Annotated in this window: 15 protein-coding genes and 1 pseudogene; 6 read left to right on the forward strand and 10 right to left on the reverse strand. The window is 65.4% G+C overall.

The genetic code is table 11. The features are described from left to right. Window positions 1-70 precede the first annotated feature (70 nt). Window positions 71-1861: an acyl-CoA dehydrogenase gene (locus BHE01S_RS27340; RefSeq protein ID WP_042269411.1), complete on the reverse strand. Its 1791-nt coding sequence runs from the start codon at window positions 1859-1861 to the stop codon at window positions 71-73. A 216-nt stretch (window positions 1862-2077) separates the two neighbouring features. Then, window positions 2078-3082 (reverse strand): AraC family transcriptional regulator, encoded by a 1005-nt coding sequence (locus tag BHE01S_RS27345; RefSeq protein ID WP_042269413.1) that lies wholly within the window; start codon window positions 3080-3082, stop codon window positions 2078-2080. A gap of 874 nt (window positions 3083-3956) precedes the next feature. On the opposite strand from BHE01S_RS27345, the gene arcD reads away from it, so the two are divergent. The 4 genes from arcD (at window position 3957) to arcC (ending at window position 8693) form a co-directional block, all read left to right on the forward strand. Then, the gene (gene arcD / locus BHE01S_RS27350) at window positions 3957-5324 is read left to right on the forward strand and encodes an arginine-ornithine antiporter (RefSeq protein WP_245639885.1); all 1368 of its coding nucleotides are present in this window, start codon (window positions 3957-3959) and stop codon (window positions 5322-5324) included. Window positions 5325-5337: 13 nt separating this feature from the next. Continuing rightward, a complete protein-coding gene (gene arcA / locus BHE01S_RS27355; RefSeq protein WP_407669559.1) occupies window positions 5338-6597 on the forward strand; it encodes an arginine deiminase in 1260 nt (419 codons plus the stop codon). A gap of 49 nt (window positions 6598-6646) precedes the next feature. Then, entirely contained in the window at window positions 6647-7657 is a 1011-nt protein-coding gene (locus BHE01S_RS27360) for an ornithine carbamoyltransferase (protein WP_042269417.1), read from the forward strand. A 106-nt stretch (window positions 7658-7763) separates the two neighbouring features. After that, complete coding sequence (gene arcC, locus BHE01S_RS27365; RefSeq protein WP_042269418.1) at window positions 7764-8693, forward strand: carbamate kinase; 930 nt, start codon at window positions 7764-7766, stop codon at window positions 8691-8693. Window positions 8694-8804: 111 nt separating this feature from the next. Here the strand turns inward: arcC and BHE01S_RS27370 are convergent, their stop codons facing one another. The 5 genes from BHE01S_RS27370 to BHE01S_RS27390 all read right to left on the reverse strand — a co-directional run bounded on the left by BHE01S_RS27370 (window position 8805) and on the right by BHE01S_RS27390 (window position 11575). Beyond that, on the reverse strand, window positions 8805-9059 hold the full coding sequence (locus BHE01S_RS27370) for a hypothetical protein (protein WP_042269420.1): 255 nt from the start codon (window positions 9057-9059) through the stop codon (window positions 8805-8807). Between the two features lie 89 nt (window positions 9060-9148). Beyond that, entirely contained in the window at window positions 9149-9970 is an 822-nt protein-coding gene (gene ppk2, locus BHE01S_RS27375; RefSeq protein WP_042269422.1) for a polyphosphate kinase 2, read from the reverse strand. Window positions 9971-10121: 151 nt separating this feature from the next. Further along, complete coding sequence (locus tag BHE01S_RS27380; RefSeq protein WP_084069301.1) at window positions 10122-10577, reverse strand: PRC-barrel domain-containing protein; 456 nt, start codon at window positions 10575-10577, stop codon at window positions 10122-10124. A gap of 64 nt (window positions 10578-10641) precedes the next feature. Next, window positions 10642-11214: a cupin gene (locus BHE01S_RS27385; RefSeq protein ID WP_245639879.1), complete on the reverse strand. Its 573-nt coding sequence runs from the start codon at window positions 11212-11214 to the stop codon at window positions 10642-10644. A gap of 4 nt (window positions 11215-11218) precedes the next feature. Further along, a complete protein-coding gene (locus BHE01S_RS27390; RefSeq protein ID WP_042269424.1) occupies window positions 11219-11575 on the reverse strand; it encodes a hypothetical protein in 357 nt (118 codons plus the stop codon). Between the two features lie 459 nt (window positions 11576-12034). Between BHE01S_RS27390 and BHE01S_RS39280 the strand changes: the two are divergent. After that, window positions 12035-12169, forward strand: a pseudogene (locus tag BHE01S_RS39280) (thioesterase); the annotation flags it as partial. 32 nt (window positions 12170-12201) lie between these two features. Here the strand turns inward: BHE01S_RS39280 and BHE01S_RS27395 are convergent. The 3 genes from BHE01S_RS27395 to BHE01S_RS27405 form a co-directional block, all read right to left on the reverse strand. Next, window positions 12202-12519 (reverse strand): YnfA family protein, encoded by a 318-nt coding sequence (locus BHE01S_RS27395; RefSeq protein ID WP_042269426.1) that lies wholly within the window; start codon window positions 12517-12519, stop codon window positions 12202-12204. A gap of 98 nt (window positions 12520-12617) precedes the next feature. Then, window positions 12618-13421, reverse strand: coding sequence for a phosphonoacetaldehyde hydrolase (gene phnX, locus BHE01S_RS27400; protein WP_042269575.1), 804 nt, complete (start codon window positions 13419-13421; stop codon window positions 12618-12620). 55 nt (window positions 13422-13476) lie between these two features. Beyond that, on the reverse strand, window positions 13477-14637 hold the full coding sequence (locus tag BHE01S_RS27405) for a 2-aminoethylphosphonate--pyruvate transaminase (protein ID WP_042269428.1): 1161 nt from the start codon (window positions 14635-14637) through the stop codon (window positions 13477-13479). A gap of 124 nt (window positions 14638-14761) precedes the next feature. Between BHE01S_RS27405 and BHE01S_RS27410 the strand changes: the two genes are divergently transcribed. After that, window positions 14762-15619 carry a LysR substrate-binding domain-containing protein gene (locus tag BHE01S_RS27410; RefSeq protein ID WP_042269430.1) on the forward strand — a complete coding sequence of 286 codons (858 nt, stop codon included), beginning with the start codon at window positions 14762-14764 and terminating at the stop codon, window positions 15617-15619. Window positions 15620-15621: the final 2 nt, after the last annotated feature.

Here is a 15621-nt window from a genome sequence, read left to right on the forward strand (position 1 = left end):
CTGGGCAATCAGATCACTCGACGACATATCTTCTTCCTTGCTTGCTAGCTGAGCGCTTCGAGTCGCCCGATCAAAACTGCGCTTCGCTCAGCGCGAGCACGCCCGCGTCGCCCTTTGCGGCCAGAATCGACGTCTCGAGGCCGCCTGCCTGCGCGAGAATATGCTCGGCGTAGAACTGCGCGATCGCAATTTTCGCGCCGTAAAATTCCGGGTCGTTCGCGAGTTCGCGTTGCGAGACGAGCAGCGCGCGCGCCATTTGCCACCCGCACAGCACGATGCCCGCGAGCCTGAGATACGGCACGCTGCCCGCGAACACCGCGTTCGGGTCGCGCTTGACGTTCTCAATCACGTAGTCGATGACGTTCGCGAGTGCGCGTGCCCCCTTCTCCAGTTGCTCGCGCATCGATGCTGCCGCCGGGCCGCCGGTCTGGCCCAGTTCTTCAGCAGTCCCGGCGATCTCGCCCAGCAGCGCCTTCGCAACCGCGCCGCCGTCGCGCACCGTCTTGCGGCCCACCAGGTCGTTTGCCTGGATCGCCGTGGTGCCTTCGTAGATGGCGAGAATGCGCGCGTCGCGGTAGTACTGGGCCGCCCCCGTTTCCTCGATGAAGCCCATGCCGCCATGCACCTGGACGCCAAGGCTCGTCACTTCGTTGACCATTTCCGTGCTCCAGCCCTTCACGATCGGCACGAGGAATTCGTAGATCGCGAGATTGCGCGCGCGCACTTCAGGGTCGGCATGGTAGTGAGCGTGGTCGCTATAGGCAGCGGCGACATACGCGAGCGAGCGAGCGCCCTCGGTCATCGCGCGCATCGAGGCGAGCATGCGGCGCACGTCAGGATGATGGATGATGGTCGCCGACTGCTTGAGCGAGCCGTCCACCGGGCGGCTCTGCACACGCTCCTTCGCGTACGCCACCGCCTTCTGGTACGCGCTGTCCGCCACGCCCACGCCCTGCATGCCCACGCCAAAGCGCGCCGCGTTCATCATGATGAACATGTATTCGAGGCCGCGGTTCTCCTCGCCCACCAGATAGCCGATCGCGCCGCCGTGGTCGCCGTACTGGAGCACGGCCGTCGGGCTCGCCTTGATGCCGAGCTTGTGTTCGATCGAAACGCAATGCACGTCGTTGCGCGCGCCGAGCGAACCGTCTTCGTTGACGAGGAACTTCGGCACGACGAACAGCGAAATGCCTTTCACGCCTTCGGGCGCGCCCGGCGTGCGCGCCAGCACGAGGTGAACGATGTTCTCCGCCATGTCGTGCTCGCCCCAGGTGATGAAGATCTTCGTGCCGAAGACCTTGTACGTACCGTCGCCTTGCGGTTCGGCGCGCGAGCGCACCAGCGCCAGGTCGGAGCCGGCCTGCGGCTCGGTAAGGTTCATCGTGCCGGTCCAGTCACCGGAGATGAGCTTCGGCACGTAGCGCGCCTTCAGTTCGTCGCTGCCTGCGGTAAGCAGCGCCTCGATGGCGCCGTCGGTAAGCAGCGGGCACAGCGCGAACGAGAGGTTCGCCGCGTTGAGCATTTCGATGCAAGGCGTAGCGATCAGCTTGGGCAGCGCCTGGCCGCCGAATTCGGACGGATGCTGCAGACCCTGCCAGCCGCCCTCGACATACTGGCGGAACGCCCCTGCAAAGCCAGGCGTCGCCGTGACCTCGCCGTCGCGCCAGCTGCTGGGCGCGCGGTCGCCTTCCACGTTCAGCGGCGCGATGACTTCGCCCGAGAGCTTCGCGCACTCGTCGAGCACGGCCTGCGCAGTGTCGATACCGGCATCTTCGAAACCCGGCAGGGTCGCGACGGCGTCGATGCCGGCCAGCTCTTTCAGCACGAACAGCATGTCCTTGACGGGGGCGTTGTAGCTCATGATCGGTCCTTCCAGTCACTCAGGGTCAAATTGGATGCGCCGCCGGGCCAGGCTTGCCTGGGTGGCCACCTTGCGGCAGTACAGGAGGGATCGTAGCGCCAATGGGCCGCGAAACCACTGTCCAAACCGGACCACATGGTGACAATTCTAGCCACGCTGTCGGCTGCCGCGCCCACCCTTCATGGGTGGGCGTCGTCACTTTGTGCCCGCCGACGCTCAGCCGCGCCGGCGGTAAGTGCCAGGCGTGCTGCCCGTCCAGTGGCGAAAGGCGCGGTGAAAGGCGCTGGGGTCATCGAAACCCAGATCGCCGCCAATGGCCGCGATCGTGTCCTGGGTGTCGGTGAGGCGCTGGATCGCCACGTCGCGGCGCAGTTCGTCCTTGAGCGCCTGGAACGTGGTCTCCTCCGCGGCGAGGCGCCGGCAGAGCGTGCGCACCGAACAGTGCAGGCTGTCGGCCGCCGCTTCGATGGTCGGCAGATCGGGCAGTTGCGCAGCCAGGTACTGGCGCACGTTGTGGCTCACGAGCTGCTCACTGAAGGTCTCGAAGATCCAGTCGCCGGGCGAGCGCGCGAGAAACGCGCGCAGGTTGCGCTTGCTCTGCCGGATCGGCATGTCGAAATAGGCAGCGCTAAAGCGCATCAGCGTGGCTTCGCAGCCGAAACGCACAGGACCTGAGAAGAAATAGCGGTGATCGAGCGCGTGCGGAGGCTGCGCGCAGGCGAAATCGACTTGCAGGAGCGGAATGCGCTGGCCGATCAGCCAGGACGACACGCCATGCGCGAGCTTGAGCATCAGCTCCTGGCCGAGCGGCCCGATCGCTCCGTATGCCGGGTTGGCGCGTAATGCCACCTGGGCTACGAGCCCCTGGCGGCGCGATTCGAGCCGGAAATCGTCGAGCACGATGTGGAAGAACTGGTCGAAGCGGTGCAGCGCCGTTTCGAGGTTGCGCGCATCGAGCAGGCTCAGGCAGAGAAACTTGAGCGTGCCGCTGCGCAGCGGCCGGCTGAAGATGCCGGGCATCTCGTCGTCGAGTTCGATGGCGAGCGTCTGGTAGAGCGTGGAGAACTGCTCTTCCGTGACGCGGCCGCCAGGCCTCGCGAGCAGTTCCAGCGCGATGCCCGCCTCGTTGAGATAGCGGCGGATCACGGCAGGCTCGGCGCCCGCGCCGGCGAGAAAGCCGTTGACGAGCGAGATGGGAACGGTAGCGCTAGGCGATGGCATGCGTTGACGATGGGAGGCCGCGAAAACGGACGGACATAGGTGTGCGCCCGCGCGCCATTCTAAATCGGCACGGCCGAAATCACCTGGCCGCCGCCCCTCGTGCCCGCAAACGCTGCAAACCACGCGAGACTTTCCGGATGGGCCATGGCGTGCGGACCGGCCGCCTTCCCGCGCGTTGCCCAGCCACTTCATGAACCGGGTAATGCGCGCGGATTCGACTCGCCGCGGCGCCGGAATCCGGGAAGGTGTCCAATCGCATTTGCAGGCGACGATGTCCGTTAACATCGCGCGCAATGAGACCTTGTGATTATTGTCAATGTTTCGAACGAAACATGTAATTGAACACTTACGCGCGATCGATATTTTCGCCTCCCGGTTTAATTTGAGATAAATCAGGATTCACATGCCGGTTGTCCTGCAAAATAGATCGAACCGCTTATTTACCTTGCGCCGCGCAATGTCTGGTTTGCCGGGAAAGTCCGGCGCATGGCCTGTTCCATACGCAACTGGCATAACGATCGTCATAAAACTGCAATCCATTGACGCCTTTAATTTGACTAATTCCCGTCGATTCACCGCCCTCTATCGGACCAAAGTCTTATTGCCAGATTGTGCGCCCCATATCAGATTGAGCGCGTAGCGGCACGGGTTCCGCTCTCGCGGCATGTGATCCGCGCTGCAGATTCAGGCACAAGCAAATTGACGGCTTGGCGCGCAGCGCGAGATCTGCGACCCAACCGGCTCGTACAGGAGACCGCGCATGTCCGAATCGACGTCCACGCCTCAGCCCGCTGCCAAGCCCGATAGCGCCGCCACGCCAGCCGCCGCCAACAGGCTTCGCCTCGGCGCCCTCACTGCCCTCGTCGTGGGCTCGATGGTGGGCGGCGGTATCTTCTCGCTGCCGCAAAACATGGCTGCCAGCGCCGACGCCGGCGCGGTGCTGATCGGCTGGGCGATCACCGCGGTCGGCATGCTCATGCTCGCCTTCGTGTTCCAGTCGCTGGCCATACGCAAGCCCGAACTCGACGGCGGCGTCTACGCTTTCGCGAAAGCCGGCTTCGGCGACTACATGGGCTTCGGCTCGGCATGGGGCTACTGGATTAGCGCGTGGCTCGGCAACGTCGGCTACTTCGTTCTCCTGTTCAGCACGCTCGGCTACTTCTTCCCGGTGTTCGGCGAGGGCAACACGCCGCTCTCCATCATCTGCGCCTCGGTACTGCTCTGGGCGCTGCATTTTCTCGTGCTGCGGGGCATCAAGGAGGCCGCGATCGTCAACCAGATCACCACGGTCGCGAAGCTGGTGCCGCTGTGCCTCTTCATCATCATCTGCGCGTTTGCATTCCGCTCCAGCACCTTCACGGCCGACGTCTGGGGACAAATGAATCCCAAGCTCGGCAGCGTGACGAACCAGGTCCGCGGCATGATGCTCGTGACCGTGTGGGTGTTCATCGGCATTGAAGGCGCGAGCATCTTCTCCGCACGCGCGGAAAAGCGCAGCGATGTCGGCAAGGCCACGGTCATCGGTTTTGTCGGCGTGCTGCTCCTGCTCGTGCTCGTGAACGTGCTGTCGCTCGGCGTGCTCACGCAGCCGAAGCTGGCGGCCCTGCAGAACCCATCGATGGCGGGCGTGCTCGAAAACGTGGTCGGCCACTGGGGTGCGATTCTCATCAGCGTGGGGCTCGTCGTGTCGCTCGCGGGTGCCCTGCTCTCGTGGGTGCTGCTGTGCGCCGAAATCATCTTTTCGGCTGCGCGGGACCACACGATGCCAAACTTCCTGCGCAAGGAAAACGCCAGGCACGTGCCGGCCAACGCGCTGTGGCTCACGAACGGCATGGTGCAGATATTCCTCGTCATCACGCTGTTCTCGAAGGGCACGTATCTCTCGCTCATCTATCTCGCGACTTCGATGATCCTGCTGCCCTACTTCTGGTCGGCAGCCTACGCCTTTCTGCTCGCGCTGCGCGGCGAAACGTATGAGATCGACAGCGGCGAGCGCAACAAGGACCTCGTCATCGCGGGCATCGCCGTGATCTACGCGATCTGGCTGATTTATGCCGGCGGCCTCAAATATGTGCTGCTCTCCGCGTTGCTCTACGCGCCAGGCGTCGTGCTGTTCGCGCGCGCAAAACGCGAGGTCGGCCAGCCCGTGTTCACCAACATCGAGAAGTTCATTTTCGCCGCTGTGCTGATTGGCGCATTGCTGGCGGCTTTCGGCCTGTACAAGGGCTTTCTCACCCTCTGATTCGAGGAGTCTCATGATGAGTACGGACACTGTCGCCTTCGGCGTCAATTCCGAGGCAGGCAAGCTGCGCAAGGTCATGGTATGCGCGCCGGGCCTCGCGCATCAACGCCTCACCCCCAGCAACTGCGACGAGCTGCTTTACGACGACGTGATCTGGGTCAGCCAGGCGAAGCGCGACCACTTCGACTTCGTGACCAAGATGCGCGAGCGCGGCGTGGACGTCCTCGAGATGCACAATCTGCTCACGGAAACGGTGCAACACCCCGAAGCGCTCAAGTACATTCTCGATCGCAAGGTTCGCCCCGAGACCGTGGGCGTGTCGCTCGCCGGCGAGGTGCGCAGCTGGCTCGAAGGGCTCGAGCCGCGCAAGACCGCGGAATTCCTCATTGGCGGCGTGGTTGCCGAAGATATTCCGGATACCGAACAAAGCAAGATCCTCAAGGAATTTCGCCGTTATCTGGGCTATTCGAGCTTCGTGCTCGCGCCGCTGCCCAACAGCACCTTTACGCGCGACACGACCTGCTGGATCTATGGCGGTGTAACGCTCAACCCGATGTACTGGCCGGCGCGCCGCCAGGAAACGCTGCTCACCACGGCCATCTACCGGTATCACCCCGATTTCGCGGGCAAGGACTTCCAGGTGTGGTACGGCGACCCCGACGAGGACCATGGCGCGGCCACGCTCGAAGGCGGCGACGTGATGCCGATCGGCAACGGCGTCGTGCTGATCGGCATGGGCGAGCGCACGAGCCGCCAGGCGATCGGCCGCCTCGCGCAGAACATCTTCGCCAAGGGCGGCGCCGAGCGCATCGTCGTGGCGGGCCTGCCCAAGTCGCGCGCGGCCATGCACCTCGACACGGTGTTCAGCTTCTGCGACCGCGACCTCGTGACGATCTTCCCCGAAGTGGTCGACGAGATCGTGCCGTTCTCGATTCGCCCCGACGACAAGAGCCCTTCGAAGCTCGACCTGCGCCGCGAGGAAAAGCCCTTCGTGGACGTCGTGGCCGAGGCGCTGGGTTTGAAGAGCCTGCGCATCGTCGAGACCGGCGGCAACGCGTTCGCGGCAGAGCGCGAGCAATGGGACGACGGCAACAACGTGGTGTGCGTCGAGCCCGGCGTCGTGATTGGCTATGACCGCAACACCTATACGAATACGTTGCTGCGCAAGGCCGGCGTGGAGGTCATCACGATCACGGCGAGCGAACTGGGCCGCGGGCGCGGCGGCGGCCACTGCATGACCTGCCCGATCATCCGCGACGCCGTCGATCTCTGAGCGTCGCCACTTATGCGCATTCCCACTGCATTCGCAACGGAGAAACGACATGGCTTTTAACCTGCGCAACCGCAGCCTGCTTAGTCTGATCCATCACAGCAACCGCGAGTTGCGTTATCTGCTCGACCTCTCGCGCGACCTCAAGCGTGCCAAGTACACGGGCACCGAGCAGCAGCACCTCAAGGGCGTCAACATTGCGCTGATCTTCGAAAAGACCTCCACGCGCACGCGCTGCGCATTCGAGGTCGCGGCCTACGATCAAGGCGCGAACGTCACCTATATCGATCCGACCTCTTCGCAGATCGGCCACAAGGAGAGCATGAAGGACACGGCGCGCGTGCTGGGCCGCATGTACGACGCGATCGAGTACCGCGGCTTCAAGCAGGAGATCGTCGAGGAACTGGCGAAGTTCGCCGGCGTGCCGGTGTTCAACGGACTGACGGACGAGTACCACCCCACGCAAATGCTCGCCGACGTGCTCACCATGCGCGAGCATTCGGACAAGCCGCTCACGCAGATCAGCTACGCGTATCTCGGCGACGCGCGCAACAACATGGGCAACTCGCTCCTGCTCGTCGGCGCGAAGCTCGGCATGGACGTGCGCATCGCGGCGCCGAAGTCGCTCTGGCCGCATGACGATCTCGTCGCCGACTGCAAGAAGTTCGCCGAGGAAAGCGGCGCGCGCATTCTGCTGACCGAGGACCCCAAGGCCGCCGTCAAGGACGTGGATTTCGTGCACACCGACGTATGGGTCTCGATGGGCGAGCCGATGGAGGCGTGGGGCGAACGCATCAAGGCGCTGCTGCCCTATCAGGTGAACATGGCGCTCATGAAGGCGAGCGGCACGCCGCATACGCGCTTCATGCACTGCCTGCCCGCCTTCCACAACAGCGAGACGGTGATCGGCAAGCAGATCGCCGACAAGTATCCGGAGCTCAAGGGCGGTGTCGAGGTCACGGAGGAAGTGTTCGAGTCGCCGCTGAATCTGGCCTTCGAACAGGCGGAAAACCGCATGCACACGATCAAGGCAATTCTCGTTTCGACGCTCGCCGACATTTGAGCGCCACCGCTTGACGGCGCGCGTGCGCCGCGCAGCCGGGTTGCAAACCTGGCAACGCGGCGCATGCGCTCCGCTTCACCGACACGCATTACCGTGGGAGTCAGACATGCGAATCGTGATTGCGCTTGGCGGCAACGCGCTGCTGCGGCGCGGCGAGCCGATGACGGCGGAGAACCAGCGCGAGAACGTGCGCCTCGCGGCCACCCAGATCGCGCAGATCGCGCAGGGCAACGAACTGGTGATCGCCCACGGCAACGGGCCGCAGGTCGGCCTGCTCGCGCTGCAGGGCGAGGCCTACAAGGACGTGCCGGGCTACCCGCTCGACGTGCTCGGCGCGCAGACCGAGGGCATGATCGGCTACATGATCGAGCAGGAACTCGGCAATCTCCTGCCGTACGAGGTGCCCTTCGCGACGATCCTCACCCAGGTCGAAGTGGATGCGAACGATCCGGCGTTCCAGCATCCGAGCAAGCCGATCGGCCCGGTCTACACGAAGGAGCAGGCGGATAAACTCGCCGCCGAGCGCGGCTGGGCCATCGCCCCGGACGGCGACAAGTTCCGCCGTGTCGTGGCGAGCCCGCGGCCGAAGCACATCTTCGAGATCCGCCCCGTGAAATGGCTGCTGGAGCGCGGCACGATCGTGATTTGCGCGGGCGGCGGCGGCATTCCCACGCTCTACGGCGAAGGCCACAAGCTGGGCGGCGTGGAGGCCGTGATCGACAAGGATCTGTGCTCCGCCCTGCTCGCGCAGGAGCTGGAGGCCGACATGCTCATCATCGCCACCGACGTGAACGCCGCGTACATCGACTGGAGCAAGCCGTCGCAAAAGGCGATTGCGAGCGCGCATCCCGACGAACTCGAGAAGCTGGGTTTCGCGGCCGGGTCGATGGGGCCGAAGGTCATGGCGGCCGCGGAGTTCGCACGCAACACCGGCAAGGATGCGGTGATCGGCGCGCTCGCCGATATCGTGGCGATTACCCAGGGCAAGGCGGGCACACGCGTGAGCACGCAGAGGCCAGGCTTGATCCTCTATTGAGGCCGGCCTGTTCGGCCTCGGAGCGGGCGCCTCGAAACGGTGCCTGAAAATGCAGGGCGCGCACCGCGGGCGAAGCCGCGGTGCGCGCCCTGTTGTGTGTCTGCGTGCCGCCTATTCTTCGCGTGCCGGCGGCATGACCTGGGCGCTGATGGTGTGATCGCGCCAGAACAGGTTGTTGATGCGGCCCTGCAAGCGGCGCAAGCCCTCTTCGCTCGCCGTGTGGAAGGTGAGCAGCGCGCCGGGACGGCCCGCCCCCTCGATGCGCTGAATCGCATCGTACGGCGGAAAACCGTAGCGCTCCAGAAACTCGTTGATTTCGGCGTCCGTGACGTGTTCGTCGATATTACCCAACAGCAGATCGGCCATGGTCTACCCCTCGTGTGCGTTCAATCGTGATGATAGTGTGCCTTGATCCGGCGCGACGACAAGCAACGCCGGACCGAACGCAATGCTGCTCAGTAATTCTCCTGCACGTAGCGATAAGGATAGTCTGGGTCGCGGTAACCCTGCGGCTTCTGGCGGTCCGGCAAAGCGACTTTCTCGCGCGGCAGCGCCTTGTACGGAATGGTGTTCAGAATATGGCTGATGACGTTCAGACGCGCACGTTTCTTGTCATCGGATCGGACAACGAACCATGGAGATTCGGGCGTATCCGTCATGTCGAACATCTCGTCGCGCGCGCGTGAATAGTCGTACCAGCGGCTATACGACAGGAGGTCCATGGGCGAAAGCTTCCAGACCTTGCGCGGATCGTTGATGCGGCCTTCGAGGCGCCGGGTCTGCTCCTTCTGGCTCACTTCGAGCCAGAACTTGATGAGGATCGTGCCCGAGTCGATGATGGCGCGCTCGATGAGCGGCACGCCGCGCAGGAAATTCGTCGCCTGTTCCTCCGTGCAAAAGCCCATCACGCGCTCGACGCCCGCGCGGTTGTACCAGCTGCGGTCGAACACCACGATCTCGCCCGCGGCGGGCAGCAGCGGCAGGTAGCGCTGGAAATACATTTGCGACTTTTCGCGCTCCGTCGGCGCGGGCAGCGCGAATACGCGAAACACGCGCGGGCTGACCCGTTCGGTGAGCGCCCTGATGGTGCCGCCTTTGCCTGCGCCATCGCGGCCTTCGAACAGGATGCAGACCCTGAGGCGCTTCTGGACCACCCACTCCTGCAAGCGAACGAGTTCGCCATGCAGGCGTTCGAGTTCCTTTTGATAGGCCTTTTCGCTGAGTTTTTCCGCCGGTTCGGCTGCGCTCGCGGCCTTGACTTCCTCTTTCTTCGCCATTGAATCGCTCCCCGCTTCGGACGCCTCACACGAGGCAAGATCCACTATGGTGTGTGGACGAGGGGCGCGCAATAGGACTTTGGACTCAGGGACTTTGGACTCAGGTCCTGGCGGTCTTGACCTCCGGTCATCACGCTCGCGTACGGGCGCATCATTCGTGCGCGTAGTTGAACTCGGGCATGGCCTTCAACTGGGCCTTGTCGGCCTGCAGCACGATCTGTTTGCTGTCGATGCGCAGGTCGTTGAACGGCACGGCCACGAGATGCTGGCCCAGGCCGAGAAAACCGCCCACGGAGAGAATCGCGAACGCGCCTTCATTAGGCGACTCGAGCACGATGTCGTCGATCGCGCCGACTTTGCTGCCGCTAGTGTCGTAGACGTCGGCGCCCACGAGCTTCGAGGCGCGAAAGCCGGTGCCCGACTGCACCGTCGCCATGCGCTGCACGGCGATCGATTGCGCGGCGCCCTGCGCGAGCGCGGCAGACGGCATGCCCAGCGTGCAGCCGAGCACGCACCCGAACGCGACGGCGAGCGCGAAGCTGCGGCGGCAAGGCGGCGCCCGCAAATCTGGCGGCGAGTTCAACGCGCAATTCGATTGCGTCGTCATGGTATCCCCCTTGTGCGAATGCACGGTGAATACCGCCTCAATGCAAGCGCTGTGCCCGGCGCGCTCATGCCTGCGCGAGCCAATGCTCGATCAGCGGCCCACGTTGCCCATAGAGGGGATCGCTCGCGGGATAGGCAAGCGCCTGCATGGCGCGCCACTCCGCCGCCGTCAACGCGTCGCGGCGGATGTCCCATTGCTGCCCGCGCGGATAGCCACCCGCCACGCGGAAACCGCCCGCGAGCGATAGCAGGCAATGGCCGGTGCCGGCCGGCAGCAGCAGCGCGTCGCCGGCACGCACGCGCAGCACGCGCCCGCCCGGGCCGCCAAGAATCAGTTCGGCCGTGCCGGCGAACACGCCCAGCACTTCGTGCGCCGTGGAATGGAAATGGTGATAGTCGAACACGCCGTCGAGCCATTGCACCGGCCAGCCGTTCGCCTCGAAACGGTCGTTGAACGCCCGTGCCGGGTCATGGGTGCCCGGCGCCAGCGCGCGCCGATAGACGATGACGGGAAGCCGCGCGTTGTTCGGCACCCATCCGTGCCTGGCCAGGAGAAAAGTCTCGACGTCGCTTTGGCGTTGGGCCGGACGGCTTTCGCGCAGATTGCGCGGAAAATGAAAGACGCGATTTTCGTCCATCGTCTTACTCCCGCGCATCGCTGCCGCCCGCCGCAGCCGATGCGTTCGCCGCGCCGGTTGCCGTTTCTTTGGCTGCGCCCTTGACCGGCTGTTTCGCGCGATGCGGTTTGTGCTTCGAGGAATGCGTCGTTCGCGTGGGCTGCGCGCCTTTGCTGGCGGGCACGCCTTGCTCGACACCCTCGGTCGGCGCCGGGTACACGCCGTTGGCCTTCGCCCCGCTCGACTGCGTGGCGGGCGCCGTGGTCGGCCGATCCGCACCGGTATTGTCCTGCGCGAGCGCCGCGCCCGCCGCGGCCCCCTCCTGGACGAGTGCCAGCGCGAGCGCGCCGGCCATGCAAACCTTCGTCGAGAGCAAAGTCATCGGTCCTCCTTCAGTGCGATGCGAGTCCGGGTGCGAGGACCCCGCAACGTCGCAGCGAGCGCAAAGTCCCCTCGCAAGGCACAGCAACCCGCGTACCGGCCAGGCCCCAGGCGCGTCGCGTGGCACGGCGTTTGCGGCCAGCCGGGCAACTGGATTCGCGCGAAGACAGGGCCGGGGTGTCGCGTTGCCCCATCAGGCGCACGCTTCGCGCATCCCGGAGAGGTCTATGCCTGCGAATTTTCTGCCCGCCGCCCGTGTTCGACGCGCTCCCGAGGCTCATCTGCCGACCGAGGAGCCCGACGATCCGCATCGCCCGCCGCCCCCGCCAGTGCCGGACTCCGAGCCGCCGCCCGTGCCCGAAGGCGATCCGCCGCCTGAAGCGCCACCCGAGCGCCTGTACTGGCGCTCCCGCGTCAGGCGTCGAGGCTCGCGAACCCAGACACCACCCTCACCTTCTGCGACATCATCTTGCGCATCGCGCGGTGCGCCGATGGCGCGCTCGTCGCCATGGCGAAATCGGGCTTCGTGTTCTTCGACTACGAAGCGAAAGCGCCCGTGCCGATGCCGCAGGCCTTCCGCGACAAGTTTCCGCAGGGGTCGATACGCTCGGCTGAGTCCGGGGCCGCTCAGCGCGGCTGGAACATGATGAGCGCCATGCCGGCGAGCGCGAAGCCGATGCCGGCCCAATCCCACGGGCTCGGCCGGATCGCCTCGACGGCCCAGAGCCAGAGAATCGCCACGCAGACATAGACGCCGCCGTAGGCCGCATAGGTGCGGCCGGCGGCCGTGGGATGGAGCGTGAGCAGCCACGCGAAGAGCGCGAGCGAGGCCGCGGCCGGTACGAGGAGCCACGCGCTCGCGCCTTCGCGCAGCCAGCGGTAAGGCAGATAGCAGCCGATGATCTCGGCGAGCGCGGTCACGACGAAAAGCACAAACGTCTTCATGGGCGGCGGCTAATGGCTGGGGCGCCCATGGTAACGCAAGCGGCGAGCCTCCCTGCGCGATCATCGCCACGTACCGCCCAGCCCCCCTTCGGGCGGCTTCAGGGCCGCTCTCCGCGGGCCAGCCGCGTTTCGATCTCGTTCACCACGGGCAGCAGATCGGCGACGCTGTCGATCACATAGTGCGCGCCCGCCGCGCGCAGGCGTTCCGCCGCCGCGGCGCGGCGGCGCGCGAATTCTTCGGGCGCGAGCGCGCGGACTTCGTCCTGCGTCATGCCGAACGCGTTGCCGCTCACCGCGACACCCACCGCCCACGTTCCGCCGTTGACACCCTCCTCGATGCCGACTTCGGTGTCGTCCACCTTGATCGCATTTCGCGCGAGCCACACGCCGAGTAGCGGCAGCGCGCGGTAGATCATGTACGGCGAAGGCCGGCCCTCGGGCGTGTCGCCCGTGCACACGATGCTGTCCGGATCGAAACCTTGCGCCTTCGCGCCCGGCACGATCTGGTCGATGATCTCGCGCGTGTAGCCCGTGGTCGAGCCGATGCGCAGACCGTCGGCGCGCAGTGCGGCGATCACGGCCGCCACGCCCGGAATCACGTCGCTGTACTGTGCGGCCACGGCGATGTTTTTCGGCACGAAGACGTCGTACACGGCGTCGATATCGGCTTCGCCCGGCGCGTGGCCGTAGCGGGCTTCCCATGCCGCCGCGACGCGCGGCAGCGCCATCAGCGCCGCGATGTGCGGACGCTTGGCCATGCCCATCGGAGCGCGCGCCTCCTCGATCGTGACCGGCACGCCGAATTGCTCGAAGGTCTCGACGAAGGCGCCCATTGGCGCGCGCGATCCGTAGTCGACCACGGTGCCGGCCCAGTCGAAGATCACTGCCTTGACATGTTTCATGACATGCATCCTGCTAAAAAAATCGAGGGTATGGAGTCTTGACAATCGGCGCGCGTCAAGCAAAGAGCGCCTCGCGTGCGCCGAGGTCGACCGGCGCGGGCGCAGCGCTTGCCACGCCGAGCGTGCGCAACGCTGCGCCGCACGCGGCCACGACGCGGCGCATGACGGTTTCGTCCAGCGCGCCGATGCAGCCGACGCGAAAGCTCTCCACGCTCGTCAGCTTGCCCGGATAGATGATGAAACCCTGCGTCTTCATCAGATCGTAGAAGCGCGCGAAGTCGAATGCCGGATCGGCCGGCGAAAAGAACGTGACGATGATCGGCGAGCGCCAGGCTGCGCTCAGCAGCGGCTCGAAACCGAGCCCTCGCATGCCCTCGACGAGCACGTCGCGATTGCGCGCATAGCGCGCGAGGCGCCCCGGCTGGCCGCCTTGGAGCGCGTGCAGTCGCAGCGCCTCGATGAATGCGGCCACCGCGTGCGTGGGCGGCGTGAAGCGCCACTGGCCGGTGCGGCTCATGACATCCCACTGGTCGTGGATGTCGAGCGCGAGCGAGTGGCTCACGCCCTTTGCGTTGTTCAGGACTTCTTTTTTCGCGATCACGAAGCCGAAGCCCGGCACGCCCTCGATGCACTTGTTAGCCGAGGAGACGAATGCGTCGCAAGGCAGTGTGCGCACGTCGAGCGGCACGGCGCCGAATGCGCTCATCGAGTCGATCAGAAGCCGCCGGCCGTGGCGGGCCGTCACGGCCGCGATCTCCTCGATCGGGTTCAGAATGCCGGAGCTGGTCTCGCAATGGACGGCGACGACATGCGTGATGCCGGGGTTCGCGACCAGCAGCTGTGCGACGTCTTCGGCGCGCGGCGGCAGGTAGTCGCCGGTGTCGTGCACGGTGTGCTGGCGGCCGAGGTAGCGCAGCGTCGTGGCGATGCGCTTGCCATACGCGCCGTTGGCGAGCACGAGCGCGTGGCCGTCGCGCGGCACGAAGCTGCCGAGCATCGCCTCGACGCAATAGCTGCCGCTGCCCTGCAGCGGCACGCAGTCGTACTCCCCCTGTTCGTCGCCCGCGATCTGAAGCAGCGCGGCGCGCAATTGCGCAGTCATAGTACGGAAGTCGGCGTCCCACGAACCCCAGTCGCGCTGCATCGCGGCCTTGGTCGAGGCCGCGGTGGTAAGCGGTCCGGGGGTCAGCAGATAGGGCTCGGCGGGGGTGGTCATGCGGGCTCCGGTAGGCGTCGGGACAGTCGAGCCCGATACGTTAGCGCGACGCGCGCCATCGGTAAAATCGATATAATCGATGTCGATATAAGCTTGGCTTATCCCCTGTTACCGGGACGCTTCGATGCAATACGCACAGTTGCGGGCTTTTCACGCGGTCGCCGAACACGGCGGTTTCTCGCGCGCCGCGCAGGCGCTTTCACTCACGCAGCCGGCCGTGTCCGATCATGTGCGGCGGCTCGAACAGGATTTCGGGGTCAAGCTTTTCGAGCGCGGGCCTCGCGGTGTGGAACTCACGGAACTTGGGCGACGGCTATTCGCAGTGACGCGTCAGATGGTGGGGTGCGAACGCGACGCGCGTCGGCTGCTCGAAGCGGCAGGAGCGCTCGAATCGGGCGAACTCGCCCTCGCCGCCGATGCGCCCGACCTTGCCATCAAGCTGATCGGCGCGTTCAGGCGGCGCTATCCGGGGGTGGTGATCAAGCTCTCGATCGCGAACGCGACCGAATGCATGCGCCGCGTCCTCGCGAGCGAAGCCGACGCCGCGATCACGGCCGCACGCCAGGTCCACAGCCGGCTGCAGGCCCGCGTGCTGCGCGAGGAACCGCTGGTCGCGGTCGTGCCCGCCGGGAGTCCCGCTGCGAAAAAGCGCCGCATGACTTACGAGGAACTCGTGCGCGAGCCGATGGTGTTTCGCGAAACGCATTCGGTCACGCAGCAATTGCTCGAAGCCGAACTTGTGCGTAAAGGACTCCAGGTCCAGCCCGTGCTCTACGTGGATGGCCGCGAAGCGTTGCAGACGGCCATCGCGCAGGGCGTGGGCTTGGGCGTGATCGCGCACGCGGAATTCGGCGAGTCGCGGCGCATTCGCATGCTGCCGCTCGTGGACTGCCAGGTGCGCATGGTCGAATCGCTCACGCGCCTCGTCGACACGTCCTCGTCGAATCTGCTCGACGCGCTCTTCGCCACCCCGCTCGATTGAGC

It is taken from the genome of Paraburkholderia heleia NBRC 101817, from assembly GCF_000739775.1.
GTDB lineage: Bacteria > Pseudomonadota > Gammaproteobacteria > Burkholderiales > Burkholderiaceae > Paraburkholderia > Paraburkholderia heleia.